Annotated in this window: 17 protein-coding genes; 10 read left to right on the forward strand and 7 right to left on the reverse strand. The window is 38.1% G+C overall.

Going from position 1 to position 13,251, the window contains the following annotated elements; genetic code table 11:
* Positions 1-76: 76 nt before the first annotated feature.
* Together DQN49_RS02595 and xerC are read left to right on the forward strand one after the other, a co-directional pair.
* A complete protein-coding gene (locus DQN49_RS02595; RefSeq protein WP_005655034.1) occupies positions 77-517 on the forward strand; it encodes a GNAT family N-acetyltransferase in 441 nt (146 codons plus the stop codon).
* Positions 511-1,410, forward strand: coding sequence for a tyrosine recombinase XerC (gene xerC, locus DQN49_RS02600; RefSeq protein ID WP_006995253.1), 900 nt, complete (start codon positions 511-513; stop codon positions 1,408-1,410). Before DQN49_RS02595 ends, xerC begins: the two co-directional genes overlap by 7 nt.
* Positions 1,411-1,450: 40 nt before the next feature.
* Here xerC and pepD read toward each other — a convergent pair whose 3' ends face one another.
* Positions 1,451-2,905, reverse strand: coding sequence for an aminoacyl-histidine dipeptidase (gene pepD / locus DQN49_RS02605; protein ID WP_006995252.1), 1,455 nt, complete (start codon positions 2,903-2,905; stop codon positions 1,451-1,453).
* Between the two features lie 110 nt (positions 2,906-3,015).
* Between pepD and gpt the strand changes: the two genes are divergently transcribed.
* The 4 genes from gpt to ispF all read left to right on the forward strand — a co-directional run bounded on the left by gpt (position 3,016) and on the right by ispF (position 5,034).
* Positions 3,016-3,483 carry a xanthine phosphoribosyltransferase gene (gene gpt, locus DQN49_RS02610; RefSeq protein ID WP_005650775.1) on the forward strand — a complete coding sequence of 156 codons (468 nt, stop codon included), beginning with the start codon at positions 3,016-3,018 and terminating at the stop codon, positions 3,481-3,483.
* Between the two features lie 122 nt (positions 3,484-3,605).
* Complete coding sequence (gene ftsB, locus DQN49_RS02615; protein ID WP_006995251.1) at positions 3,606-3,884, forward strand: cell division protein FtsB; 279 nt, start codon at positions 3,606-3,608, stop codon at positions 3,882-3,884.
* Positions 3,884-4,561 carry a 2-C-methyl-D-erythritol 4-phosphate cytidylyltransferase gene (gene ispD, locus DQN49_RS02620; RefSeq protein WP_006995250.1) on the forward strand — a complete coding sequence of 226 codons (678 nt, stop codon included), beginning with the start codon at positions 3,884-3,886 and terminating at the stop codon, positions 4,559-4,561. Before ftsB ends, ispD begins: the two co-directional genes overlap by 1 nt.
* Positions 4,558-5,034: a 2-C-methyl-D-erythritol 2,4-cyclodiphosphate synthase gene (gene ispF, locus DQN49_RS02625; protein WP_006995249.1), complete on the forward strand. Its 477-nt coding sequence runs from the start codon at positions 4,558-4,560 to the stop codon at positions 5,032-5,034. Before ispD ends, ispF begins: the two co-directional genes overlap by 4 nt.
* Before the next feature lie 69 nt (positions 5,035-5,103).
* Here the strand turns inward: ispF and DQN49_RS10180 are convergent, their stop codons facing one another.
* The 4 genes from DQN49_RS10180 to DQN49_RS02640 all read right to left on the reverse strand — a co-directional run bounded on the left by DQN49_RS10180 (position 5,104) and on the right by DQN49_RS02640 (position 6,724).
* The gene (locus DQN49_RS10180; protein WP_006995248.1) at positions 5,104-5,271 is read right to left on the reverse strand and encodes a hypothetical protein; all 168 of its coding nucleotides are present in this window, start codon (positions 5,269-5,271) and stop codon (positions 5,104-5,106) included.
* A gap of 266 nt (positions 5,272-5,537) precedes the next feature.
* Positions 5,538-5,972, reverse strand: coding sequence for a D-aminoacyl-tRNA deacylase (gene dtd, locus DQN49_RS02630; protein ID WP_006995247.1), 435 nt, complete (start codon positions 5,970-5,972; stop codon positions 5,538-5,540).
* Entirely contained in the window at positions 5,969-6,409 is a 441-nt protein-coding gene (gene mioC, locus DQN49_RS02635) for an FMN-binding protein MioC (protein WP_005667635.1), read from the reverse strand. Before mioC ends, dtd begins: the two co-directional genes overlap by 4 nt.
* A 96-nt stretch (positions 6,410-6,505) precedes the next feature.
* Complete coding sequence (locus DQN49_RS02640) at positions 6,506-6,724, reverse strand: cell division protein ZapB (RefSeq protein WP_005650820.1); 219 nt, start codon at positions 6,722-6,724, stop codon at positions 6,506-6,508.
* Positions 6,725-6,885: 161 nt separating this feature from the next.
* Here DQN49_RS02640 and glpX point away from each other — a divergent pair, with 161 nt between their 5' ends.
* The 4 genes from glpX (at position 6,886) to DQN49_RS02660 (ending at position 9,731) form a co-directional block, all read left to right on the forward strand.
* Positions 6,886-7,887, forward strand: coding sequence for a class II fructose-bisphosphatase (glpX, locus tag DQN49_RS02645; protein WP_005672749.1), 1,002 nt, complete (start codon positions 6,886-6,888; stop codon positions 7,885-7,887).
* 199 nt (positions 7,888-8,086) lie between these two features.
* Positions 8,087-8,395 (forward strand): helix-turn-helix domain-containing protein, encoded by a 309-nt coding sequence (locus DQN49_RS02650; protein ID WP_005661200.1) that lies wholly within the window; start codon positions 8,087-8,089, stop codon positions 8,393-8,395.
* Positions 8,383-8,703 (forward strand): HipA N-terminal domain-containing protein, encoded by a 321-nt coding sequence (locus tag DQN49_RS02655; protein ID WP_006995246.1) that lies wholly within the window; start codon positions 8,383-8,385, stop codon positions 8,701-8,703. Before DQN49_RS02650 ends, DQN49_RS02655 begins: the two co-directional genes overlap by 13 nt.
* Positions 8,700-9,731, forward strand: coding sequence for a type II toxin-antitoxin system HipA family toxin (locus tag DQN49_RS02660; protein WP_006995245.1), 1,032 nt, complete (start codon positions 8,700-8,702; stop codon positions 9,729-9,731). The genes DQN49_RS02655 and DQN49_RS02660 overlap by 4 nt, the downstream gene beginning before the upstream one ends.
* Before the next feature lie 83 nt (positions 9,732-9,814).
* Here the strand turns inward: DQN49_RS02660 and cydC are convergent, their stop codons facing one another.
* Together cydC and DQN49_RS02670 are read right to left on the reverse strand one after the other, a co-directional pair.
* On the reverse strand, positions 9,815-11,473 hold the full coding sequence (cydC, locus tag DQN49_RS02665; protein WP_006995244.1) for a thiol reductant ABC exporter subunit CydC: 1,659 nt from the start codon (positions 11,471-11,473) through the stop codon (positions 9,815-9,817).
* Complete coding sequence (locus DQN49_RS02670; RefSeq protein ID WP_006995243.1) at positions 11,466-13,211, reverse strand: ABC transporter ATP-binding protein/permease; 1,746 nt, start codon at positions 13,209-13,211, stop codon at positions 11,466-11,468. Before DQN49_RS02670 ends, cydC begins: the two co-directional genes overlap by 8 nt.
* Between the last annotated feature and the right edge of the window lie 40 nt (positions 13,212-13,251).

Consider the following 13,251-nt stretch of genomic DNA (forward strand, 5'->3'; position numbering starts at 1 on the left):
ATTCTCACAGAAAGATGATTATCTTGAGCTAAAAAGCTACAATTACCTGTATGGAACCAATAAAAAATAACCAATTATGAAACTTTTCAAAGCTGAACAATGGAATATTGAAGTGCTTCTTCCTCTTTTTGAAGCCTATCGCCAAGCCTATGGGCAAGCAGAAAATCCAGAACGTACCTTAGCTTTTTTAACTAATCGTATGCGTTTTAATGAAAGCCTGTTTTTTATTGCGGTGGATGAAAATGAAAAGGCTATTGGCTTTGTGCAGCTTTTCCCTCGCCTTTCTTCTTTACAATTGCAACGTTATTGGCAAATCACCGATATTTTTGTGTTGGAACATGCTCAACAAACAGAAATTTATGCGGCGTTGATTTCTAAAGCAAAAGACTTTGTGCATTTCACGCAATCCAATCGTTTAGTGGCAGAATTAGCGCAAAATCAATATTCAATGTTGGAATCGGAAGGGTTTAAATTGAACCCGAAAGAACGTTTATTTGAATTGAGTTTGTCATGCTAACAGCGTTAAATCGTTATTGGGATTATTTGCGGATTGAACGCCAAATGAGTCCTCACACAATCACTAATTATCAACATCAGCTTGATGCCACCATCAAAATCTTAGCGCAACAAGATATTCACGCTTGGACACAAGTGACACCCAGCGTGGTGCGCTTTATTTTAGCGGAAAGCAAAAAACAAGGCTTAAAAGAAAAAAGCTTGGCTTTGCGTTTATCCGCATTGCGTCGATTTCTCAGTTTTTTGGTGCAACAAGGCGAATTGAAAGTGAATCCCGCCACAGGCATTTCTGCACCGAAACAAGGCAAGCATTTACCGAAAAATATGGATGGCGAGCAAGTTCAGCAGTTGCTTGCCAACGATAGCAAAGAGCCGATTGATATTCGTGATCGTGCGATTTTGGAATTAATGTATAGTTCAGGTTTACGTTTATCTGAATTACAAGGTTTAGATTTAAACAGCATTAATACCCGAGTGCGGGAAGTACGCGTTATCGGGAAAGGTAACAAAGAGCGAGTAGTGCCATTTGGGCGTTACGCTTCACATGCTATTCAAGAATGGTTAAAAGTGCGGGCATTATTTAACCCAAAAGATGAGGCATTATTTGTTAGCCAGCTTGGAAATCGTATTTCTCATCGAGCCATTCAAAAACGTTTAGAAACTTGGGGTATTCGTCAAGGCTTAAATAGCCATCTTAATCCGCACAAATTACGTCATTCTTTTGCGACGCATATGTTGGAAGCCAGTTCTGATTTACGCGCCGTGCAAGAATTGCTTGGGCATAGCAACCTTTCCACCACACAAATTTATACTCACTTAAATTTTCAACATCTATCGGAAGTATACGATCAGGCGCACCCAAGAGCGAAACGAAAAAAACAAAAGAGCGGTTAAAACAAAAGAAATTTTAACCGCACTTTTAATTAATATTAGATTACTTCGCAGGAATATCGGCAAGTACTCTTGTCAATAAATCCCAATAGGTTTGTACTGTTGCGATTTCCACTTTTTCATCTGGTGAGTGAGCATTTCGGATTGTTGGCCCAACAGAAATCATTTCAATGTTTGGATAATGTTCTTTTAAAAGACCACATTCTAATCCTGCATGAATGACTTTCACTACAGGTTGCTCGCCTAGCACTTCAGCATAATGTTTGCGAGTAACGTCTAAGATAGTTGAGTCATTTACAGGTTGCCAGCCCGGATAAGGTGCAGAAAACTCAACTTTTGCATTTGCTAAGATTGCAAGTGAGCTGAGCATTTCAGTTACGTAATATTTACCGCTTTCAATTAATGAACGAACTAAAATGGTGCTTTTTACAACATTACCTTCTGTTTTCAATACGCCAACGCTTAATGAACTTTCTACAACATTTTTAACTACATCACTATTGCGGATTACGCCGTTTGGCAATACGTTGAGTGCGTTAATTACCGTTTGAGTACTTTGTGCGGTGAATACGGTAGGGGCTTTTTCTGCGGATTCTACAAAAAGTGTGAAATTAGGTTCTGCAATTGCTAATTCTTCTTTAAGCACAACCGCGAGATTTTCTACCGCACTTTCTATGGTTTTTACATCGCCATTAAAGGCTAACACAGCTGCTGCTTCTCGAGGAATTGCATTACGAATTGAGCCACCACGAATTTCAGAGAGAGTAAAGTGCGGTTGATTTTGAGAGAGTTTTGCTAATACTCGCGCTAACACTTTGATTGCATTTGCGCGCCCTGTATGAATATCGCCGCCAGAGTGACCGCCACGTAAACCTTTAAGGGTGATTTGTACGCTGTGCTCAAACGTATTGGTTTCATATTGAACGGGAATTTCAAAGTTTGCGTTAATCCCGCCCGCACAACCAATGTAAATTTCGCCAATTTCTTCGGTATCTGTATTGATTAAAATTTCAGATTGTAACCAGTTATGACGTAAGCCTTTTGCGCCATCCATGCCTGTTTCTTCTGTCATTGTTAAAAGCACTTCAAGAGGTGGATGGGCTAAATCATTGCTTTCTAACACCGCTAAAGTAGAGGCTAAACCGATACCATTGTCAGACCCTAGTGTGGTACCTCGTGCTTTCACCCATTCTCCATCGATATAAGGTTGAATTGGATCTTTGGTAAAATCATGTGGGTTGCCTTCATTAGCCTGTGGCACCATATCTAAGTGCGCTTGTAGCACAACAGGTGTGTGATTTTCCATTCCTTTTGTTGCAGGTTTACGAATGAGGACATTACCTACTTCATCGCGTTCAACAAAAAAATGCTTTTCTTTTGCCCAATTTACAATAAAGTTAGCTAACGTATCTTCATAATGAGAAGGATGAGGGATTGCACAAATTTGATCGAACCATTTCCATAACAGTGAAGGTTGAAGTGTTGTAATTTCAGACATAATTGCTCCTTTTTACTGAAAATATTTACGAAATAATAGCATAAAACGCCATTTCGGGTTATCCTTACGCAATTTTTTATTTCTCGATAAATTTAAACTAAGGTGTAATTATGAGCGAAAAATATGTGGTGACTTGGGATATGTTTCAAATGCATGCCCGTAGATTATCAGAACGTTTACTTCCAGCTTCCCAATGGAAAGGTATTATTGCGGTGAGTCGCGGTGGTTTGTTTCCAGCGGCTGTATTGGCTAGAGAATTGGGTCTTCGTCATATTGAAACCGTTTGTATCGCAAGTTATCACGATCATAACAATCAAGGTGAATTACAAGTTCTTCATGCAGCCCAAGTGCCAAATGGCGGCGAAGGATTTATCGTGGTAGATGATTTAGTTGATACGGGTAATACGGCACGTGCGATTCGTCAAATGTACCCTAATGCAAAATTTGTCACTGTATTTGCAAAACCTGCAGGTGCGGAATTAGTGGATGATTACGTAATTGATATTCCACAAAATACTTGGATTGAGCAACCTTGGGATTTAGGTTTAACCTTTGTTCCACCTCTCTCTAGAAAATAATTTTTATACAAAAAAGTGCGGTTAAAATAAAAGGATTTTTAACCGCACTTTCTTTCATTTTATCGTTTTTCCTAATTTTTCACGGTAAACAGGTTAAAATTTTACTCACAATAAATATCCGTATGCGACTTCTTATTTTAATCCTTCTTTCTGTATTAGTATTGTTTCAATATAATTTTTGGTTTGGCAGTAACGGTTTTTTAGATTATCGTCAAAATGCTGAGAAAATTAAGGAAAATCAAGCAGAAAATGAAAAGCTATCTCAACGTAATCAGCGTATTAATGCAGAAATTCAAGGATTAACAAAAGGTTTTGAAGCGATCGAAGAACGCGCACGAATGCAACATGACTTAGTGAAAGAAAATGAAGTGTTCTATCATATTGTAAAAGAGAGTAAATAATGGCTCGTTCAATTATTGCGGTCTTGCCAGCTGCTGGTGTTGGTTCTCGGATGCAAGCGGATAAACCGAAACAATATTTAACGCTGCTTGGCAAAACACTGCTTGAACATACACTCGATGTTATGCTTTCTTATCCTGCTGTATCTAAAATTATCTTGGCGGTAAGCAAAGATGATCCTTATATTTCTACACTATCGCTCGATCCTAAAATTCAGTTAGTGGAAGGTGGCACAACGCGAGCTGAATCTGTCTTAAATGGTTTAAATGCAATTGCGGAAAAAAATGCCTGGGTGCTTGTTCATGATGCTGCTCGCCCTTGTTTACAACATGCTGATATTGATAAATTGTTAGCTATTGAAGATAAACAAGGTGCGATTTTGGCAATCCCAGTAACAGATACGATTAAACGAGCGGACAATCAGCAATGTATTGTAAAAACAGAAGATCGTAGCCAGCTTTGGCAAGCAATGACACCGCAGTTTTTCCCAGTAGATATATTAAGAGATGCGCTTTCCACAGGAATTCAACAAGGTGCGAATATAACAGATGAAGCATCAGCGATAGAACTTGCTGGATTTCGACCGCGCTTAGTGGCTGGACGTAGCGATAATTTAAAAGTGACTCGTCCAGAAGATTTAGCATTAGCAGAATTTTATTTAACAAGGAATAAATTATGATCAGAATTGGACACGGCTTTGATGTTCACGCTTTTGGCGAAGATCGTCCATTAATTATTGGTGGTGTAGAAGTGCCTTATCATACGGGCTTTATTGCGCACTCAGATGGCGATGTGGCATTACACGCATTAACTGATGCAATCTTAGGGGCTGCAGCTTTAGGCGATATTGGAAAACTTTTCCCCGATACCGATATGCAATATAAAAATGCGGATAGTCGAGGCTTACTGCGTGAAGCGTTTCGTCAAGTACAAGAAAAGGGATATAAAATAGGTAATGTTGATATTACCATCATCGCTCAAGCACCTAAAATGCGCCCACATATTGATGCAATGCGTGCCAAAATAGCTGAAGATATCCTATGCGATATTGAGCAAGTTAATGTAAAAGCAACGACTACCGAAAAATTAGGCTTTACAGGAAGACAAGAGGGGATTGCTTGTGAAGCCGTTGCTCTTTTAATCCGACAATAATTGCCTATCCTTAAAAGTGCGGTGAAATTTTAAAAGAATTTCATCGCATTTTTATTTTTGTGATCTGGATCACAGTTTTAACCAAAGAAAAGGCATACCATATTCTTGTACAGTCAGTTTGTAGTTGATAATACAAACAATAAATGAAAAGGTTTTGGCGCAAGAAAGGAAGTTTGCGCCGTTTGGCATTGCACTGTGCAATTTGCCTATTGGGTTTGGCGGGCTGTTGTCTGACATTCCTGATTATCCCAAATCAGTGAAATAATAAGCGATTGCTCGTTATTATTAAGTGACCATTGGTGAAAGGAAACGCCCATTTATGGGTGAGGGAGCAATGGAGGGCTTCAGTCCGCCTTTTTGCTTACCAACCTTGTTGTTAGGTAGTATATGGTTCATTATTAATTGATGGAATTTATACGCTTTAACGAGAATATTCCATTAACTAAACCATTTAATAAAACAAATGTAAAACAGTGAGCTTATTGCCAACTTAGATTTTCTTGTTATACATTTAACCAAAATGTCACAGGCCCATCATTTGTTAAGCTCACTTGCATATCCGCTGCAAATTGCCCTGTTGAAACAGGTAATTTCTCTGCGCACTTTTGGATAAAGTATTCATATAATTCATTAGCCAATGCAGGGGGCGCACCTTTTGAAAAACTCGGGCGTAAACCTTTTTGCGTATCCGCTGCTAATGTAAATTGCGAAACGATAAGCAATTCCCCCTGCGCTTGTTGAACATTTAAATTCATTTTGTCATTTTCATCACTGAAAATTCGATAATTAAGCACTTTTTCAGCGAGTTTATCCGCTTTTTCTCGGTTATCTTCTTTTTCTACACCAAGCAAAACTAACAAACCTTTGCCAATTTTCCCTATTGTTTCGCCCTTTACATTCACTTTTGCTTGAGACACACGCTGAATTAGGGCGATCATTTCAATCCCTCAATAAAACTCGGTAACCATTCTTCAGCATAACTTTCTTGATCATCCACGTTTAACACGTCAATTTTTAAAGTCTCACAAATTTTTACCGCACTTTTTGCTTGAAGTGTTTGCTCCACTTTGTCCGCTGCATAGCAAAAAGTATCATAATCAGAACTACCTAATCCAACGACCGCAAAGCGAACATCTGAAAAATCCTTTTGGCTATTCGCTAATTCATCAAATAGAGGTTTTAAATTGTCTGGCAATTCGCCTGCACCATGCGTTGAAGTAACAATCAGCCAAATTTTCTCGTTTTCAATGTCAGATAAATTTGGTCCGTGAAAAAGTGCGGTGGAGAAACCTTGAGTTTCTAAAACATCGTTTAAATGCTCGGCAACATATTCCGCACCACCTAAAGTGCTGCCTGAAAGAATGCAAATGTGCATTTTATTATCCTATATTTATTTTTTCTCAAAGAGAAAAGAAAATTATTGAAATGATTAAAACAAAAAGGCTTAGAAAATCTAAGCCTTTTATTACAATTAAACGTTATCAAACTTACCAAGTAATGAACGAATATGCTCTTGCCAATTACGATGTTCGTTTTTCAGCTGTTCATTTTCAGTTTGTAAGTTTTCGATATTTCTTTGAGATTCTGCGTTTTTCTCTTTTAATTCTTCAACTTCTAATTGAAGTAATTGGATAGTTTCTACCGCTTGTTTAATTTTTTCTTCAAGCTGGTCTAAAATTTCTAAAGACATAATGATTTCCTTTTAAATATGGGTAAGTTTGGGGGTATTTTACCCAGTAAATTTACCTTTTTAAAGCATTGAATAAAAATTTATTATGCAAACGATTACTCAGTGATAGAATGATGCTATTTTTACCATAATCTTGAAAAATAAGCAGAAGGAGAATAATAATGAATCGAGCATTAGCCATCGAATTTTCACGAGTAACAGAAGCCGCCGCTCTAGCAGCTTACACGTGGCTTGGTCGAGGAGATAAAAATGCGGCAGACGATGCAGCGGTAAAAGCGATGCGTTATATGCTGAATTTGATTCATATGGACGCTGAAATCGTTATAGGAGAGGGCGAAATTGATGAAGCCCCAATGCTTTATGTTGGCGAAAAAGTCGGTTCTGGCTTAGGGGAATTAGTTTCTATCGCAGTAGATCCTATTGATGGTACACGTATGACCGCAATGGGGCAATCTAATGCTATTTCTGTCTTGGCTGCAGGTGGCAAAAATACCTTTTTAAAAGCACCTGATATGTATATGGAAAAATTAGTGGTGGGTTCAAATGTAAAAGGCATCATTGATTTAAATTTACCACTGGAACAAAATCTTCGCCGCATCGCATCTAAGCTAGGAAAATCCCTTTCTGACCTTACCGTAATGGTATTAGCCAAACCACGTCACGATGCTGTAATTAAACAAATACATAACTTGGGCGCGAAAGTATTGGCAATTCCTGATGGCGATGTGGCAGGTTCTGTGCTTTGCTGCTTACCTGATGCTGAAGTCGATCTTCTTTATGGAATTGGTGGTGCGCCAGAAGGCGTGGCAGCTGCTGCAGCCATTCGAGCATTAGGTGGTGATATGCAAGCTCGTTTAATCCCACGCAATGAAGTAAAAGGCGACACCGAAGAAAATAAAAAAATTGCAGCTAATGAAATTCAGCGTTGTGCAGCACTGGGCGTAAAAGTGAATGAAGTGTTAAAACTTGAAGATCTCGTGCGTGATGACAATCTTGTATTTACTGCAACAGGCATTACCAATGGCGATTTGCTTAAAGGTATCTCCCGCAAAGGCAATTTAGCCAGTACTGAAACCATTTTAATTCGAGGAAAATCCCGCACAATTCGTAAAATTCAATCTATTCATTATTTGGATGACCTTTATAAAATTTTGAATATTTAGCTCAAGCAAACAACATTTCAATTAATTTAATCTGCTCTCCAAAAAATGGGACAAATTACAAATGGACAGAGCAGATTTTAAGTATCATTTTTGAATAATTCCTAAAATTTTTTTCCTAAAAAAATCAAAAAAGATATTCAAAAAAGCGAAAAACCATATATGATATAAAAATATTTTATTAAAAGAAAAAGTATCAAATATGAATAACCTTAGTGCACAATTAGAAAATCAAATTGATGAATTAAAAAAGCTTCAGAAATCAGTCATTACCTATGAACAAGCGCAAAGACAACAACTTTACGCAGGGAAAATTACCGATCTCAAAGCATTTGGAAAAATGCTCAATGATAAGCGTAAATCACTTGGTATTGAGCTTAGTATGCTAGAACTGCAAACTGGCGTGTCTATTTCTACCTTGAACCGATTATTTCAAGATCCAAGCCAAGTGAGATTTACAACCGTGTTTCTTGTTGCTCAAACATTAGGGGTTTCACTATGCGCGATTTAGTCCGCTCGGGAAAAGTATTTCTCTACGGTGAATTTATTGGCTTACTTAGAGAAGATCATCGTGGTTTTCATTTTTCTTACAACCCCGATTATCAAGGAATACCGCTCTCTCTCAGCTTTCCTATTGAGCAAAGTCCTTTTCATTCTGACACCTTATTCCCTTATTTTGCATCGCTCGTCCCAGAAGGCTGGCTAAAACACAAATATGCACTTCATCAACGAATTAATGAAAGCGATATGTTTCGCTTTTTACTTAATAACGGGGAAAATATGTTAGGCGCAGTGCAAATTCAGGAAGAAAAACAATGAATTTTTGTCGTATTTTATTAAAGCCATTGAAGAAAAATGAAGCACTTTCAGGTTACAGTGCTGAAGGTTTGCATTACCTTACAGGCAATAAACATTTTAATCCTGAATTACCCTTTTCTCGCCAAGAATTTATTACAGTGAAACCCCAAAAACAGCAAGGAATGAGCATTTCAGGTTTTCAACCAAAATTACAGCTTATTATCAAAGATGGGCACTTTGACAGCGTAAATCAACAGGGAAATTATATTTTAAAGCCCTCTCCAGAAGAGTATCCTTTTTTAGCTGAAAATGAACACGCCACCATGCGCATTATGAAAGAATTAGGGTTTGATGTGCCAGAAAATGGTTTAGTTTCTTTTGCTGGCGAACAAAATCATAAGGAATTTGCTTTTGTTATAAAGCGTTTTGATCGTGATGAACAGCAAAAACCAATGCACCAAGAACAACTTGATGGTGCAATGAATATTCGAGACAAGTACGGAAAAATAGGTGCAGATAATGAGCAATATGTGAGTTATGAACAAATTGCTAAGTTTATTTTGCAGCACACTGAAAATCATTTAGCTCAGCAACGAGAAATTTTTCGTCGAATTATTTACGCTTATTTATTAGGAAATAATGATCTTCACTTACGCAATTTTTCATTTATTTATCCCAAAAATAGTCATCCAAAACTTGCTCCAATTTATGATTTTGTGTCGGTGTCGCCCTATCCTGAAATATTTAATTCAACACTACTTGCCTTGCCATTGTTAGCGCGAGAAGAAGGTAATGCCACACTAGCCAAAGGATTTAATACTCAATACGGTGAATATATCGGTGATGATTTTGTCGAGTTTGGGGAAAATATTGGATTAAATAAAAATGTGATTATTCAAAAATTAATTCCTGAAATTACACAAGAAAAGGAAAAAGTAGAGCAGATTTATTCACAATCCTTTATGCCGCAGCCACATATTGATTGCGTGCTGAAAACTTATCGCAAGCGTTTAGCTTTGCTTAACCTATTAAATGAACCTGAACTATAAAATCCAAAGGGAATTTTTACCGCACTTTTTCTCTCTAACAAAAAAATCGCACCTTTAACAGTGCGATTTTTTCTTATATTAATTTAGGACATTCTGCCGTTTTCTATGCCAATTACCTGATCGCAAATTGCCATGGTAGATTGGCGGTGGCTGACGAGAATAATCAATTTTTCAGCTTTAACATTGAGTAATGATTTCAAAATCATTGCTTCGTTTAAGCTATCCAAATTGCTAGTTGGCTCATCAAGCAAGATAATCGGGGCATTATGTAAGAATGCTCGTGCAATACCGATACGTTGTTTTTCTCCGTCAGAGAGATTGCCACCCAATTCCGTCATTTTTGTTTGATAGCCTTGTGGCAAACTCAAAATAAAATCATGAATTGAGGCTTTCTTCGCGGCTTCCATAATTTCTTCTAAGGTTGCATCACGGCGCGCAAGGCGAATATTTTCCTCAATAGTTTCGTTGAAAATATAGGTTTGCTGAGTAATGTATGCCATATTGTCACGCAAGCTACGAGTGTTAATATTCTGTAAAGTTTCGCCGTTAATTTTAATGCTACCTGATTTAGGATCGTAAAAACGCATCAGCAATTTCAACAAGGTACTTTTACCGCTGCCGCTTCTGCCGTGAATACCTAAAATTTCCCCTTTTTTCACAGATAAGCTGACATCCGATAAAATTTGTTCTTCGCCGTAAGCGAAATTTAGGTTCTCCACATCAATGCGAGAAACCTCTTTTAAATCCACCGCACTTTCTACGTCTTTTAACTCTGGCTCTTCCGCTAATAAACTTAATACTCGTTCGCCAGAAGCCAAAGTTTGTAACAAGTTGCTTGAAAGGTTACTTAAGGCGATAACTGGCCCGTAGCTCGACATCAATAAAATCACGCCGATTAAAAAGGCAGCGAAATCAATTTTATCTAAGCTAAATAAAATTAAGCCAGTAAACAGCATAATAATGTTGAAAACAGATACTGCCACTTCAGTATAAACACGGACTTTTGCTTCTTGGTCTTTAATACGCTCAAACGCCGTATCAATTTTTTGGCTGCGTTGTTGAATTTCATCTAACCGTTGTTTCGCATAACCGAAAAGCTGAATTTCTTTCATACCACGCACGCTATCGAGGAAGAAATCATTCATTTCGCCGACTAATTCACGATAACGTCTGCCATCTTCACGTGCCAATTTGGTGGTAATAATCGGTAGGATTACGCCCACTGTTAAATACGCCGCCAATGCCACAAGCACAAACCAACCTGAAAGATGAGCAAAAACCAACAATAAAATCGCAGAGGTAAAGAACGCGATCATAATTGGTGCGATGGTGTGCGCATAAAATACTTCGAGCAATTCGATATCGTTAGTCACCAAAGACACTAATTGCCCTGCTTGTTTATCTTGCAACTTCACAAAAGCCAAACGACGCAAAGAAGAAAACACTTTGTCACGCAATAATGCGAGTAATTTAAAAGCAATATAATGCCCTGACATTTGCTCTAAATAACGCAATACGCCACGAGCCACCGCCAATACGATAAGTGCGGTCAAAATTCCAGAAAAACTTAAATGGGTGTCAAAGTTTAAGAGATTTACTAACCCCATCGCACCCAGCACCATAATAAAAATGGCAGCAAGGAAACCGAGCGTACCCATAGTAATGGTAAACGCCATAATGTGCGCCAGTGGTGTCACTAATTTCAACAAATGCCCCATTACAACAAAACCATTTTTACGCATTTGCCACCTCTCTAATTTGTTCTAAATCTTTTTGTTGTTGGAACATTTCAGCATACGCACCTTGTTTTGACATTAAAGTTTCGTGTGTGCCTTGCTCAATCAATTTGCCTTGGTCAAGTACGTTAATACAGTCGGCATTTACCGCATTTGCCAAGCGGTGGGAAATCATCACAATGGTTTTTTGTTGTTTAAATTGTTGAATGAACTGCAAAATAATTTCTTCGCTTTCCACATCAATATTACTGGTCGCTTCATCAAAAATATAAAGCTCGGCATTGTGTAATAAAGCACGCGCTAAAGCTAAACGTTGAATCTGACCGCCCGATAAATTCGCACCTCGGCTTAATAGCTGCATATCTAAGCCGCCATTTTCGCGTACAAATTGGGCGAGATTCACTTGTTCTAAACAAGCATAAATTTGTTCATCTGTGGCATCAATTTTCGCCATCGTCATATTTTCACGCAGCGAGCCTTTAAACACATAACTGCTGTGGCTTACTAATGATACTTTTTGATAGAAAGAAGTGCGGTCAATATTGAGGGCGTTTTGTCCATTAAACAAAATTTCACCTTGTTGCGCTTGATTAAAACCCATCAACAACGAAACTAAGGTCGATTTACCGCAACCACTTTTACCCACAAATACCGTAAGCTGATTTGGTAAGATACTCAAATCTAAACCTGTAATTGCTGGTTTTTCTTCACTATAAGAAAAATGCAGATCTTTAATTTCCACTTGAACGTTATTTTTTGCTTCAAAATCCACCGCACTTTTTTGGGTTTCCACTGGCGTATCTAACAATGTGAAAATCTTATCTGAAGCCGCTTTGCCATTCATCGCCACATGGAAGAATGAACCAAGCAAACGAAGCGGAATAAAGAACTCGGAGGAAAGGAGAATAAATAAAATCACGCCTAACACGCTGAGTTGTGCATTTTGGAATTGCAATAGTGCGGTTAAAATCCCGATTGCCGCGCCACCGTAAGCGAGTAAATCCATAAGAGAAACCGAGTTAAGCTGCATAGTAAGCACTTTCATGGTAATTTTGCGGAAATGCTCAGCCTCTTTATCCATCGCTTTCGCTTTATAAGCATCATCTTGATAGATTTTTAGCGTAATTAAACCTTGTAAGTTATCTAAAAAACTGCTGCCTAACCCCACATAAATCGACCAATATTTTGCCAAAAGTTTTTTCGCAATTTTATTCACCGCAATAATCGACATAGGGATAAGCGGAACACAAATCAACAAAATCACGGCAGTTTTAAAACTGAAAAAAATCAAGAAAACAAAAAGAGTAAGCGGTGCAAGCAAGCTATAAAAAAGCTGCGGCAAATAACGCCCAAAGTAAATTTCAAGCTGTTCCACACCTTCTGATGCCACTTGAATAATGCTTGAAGTGGATTGCTGGTTCACTTGGTTAAGCGGCATAGAAGCCAATTTACGATAGATAAGGCTACGCAATTCATGCTTCACTTTTGTGCTGGCAAAATAAGACGCCTGCACCGATTTTTTCCCTGCAAAAGCACGCAATGCCAATGCTGCAATCAAAACGATGCCCAAAATGACCGCACTTAACAGGCTTAATTCGTGAAAATAAGCCGTCTGTAAAATATAAGAAAACACAACGGCACTAATAATCCCGCCAACTAACGCCACCCAATTCCACAACACCGTGACACCAATCCATTTTTTGCTGTCAGCCACCGTGTTAATTAGGCGTTTATCTATCATCATAATGATTACTCCTAAAATAAAAAGAAGTATGCATAGAATT

Origin of the sequence: Haemophilus aegyptius, assembly GCF_900475885.1 — a bacterium.
GTDB classification, from domain to species: domain Bacteria; phylum Pseudomonadota; class Gammaproteobacteria; order Enterobacterales; family Pasteurellaceae; genus Haemophilus; species Haemophilus influenzae.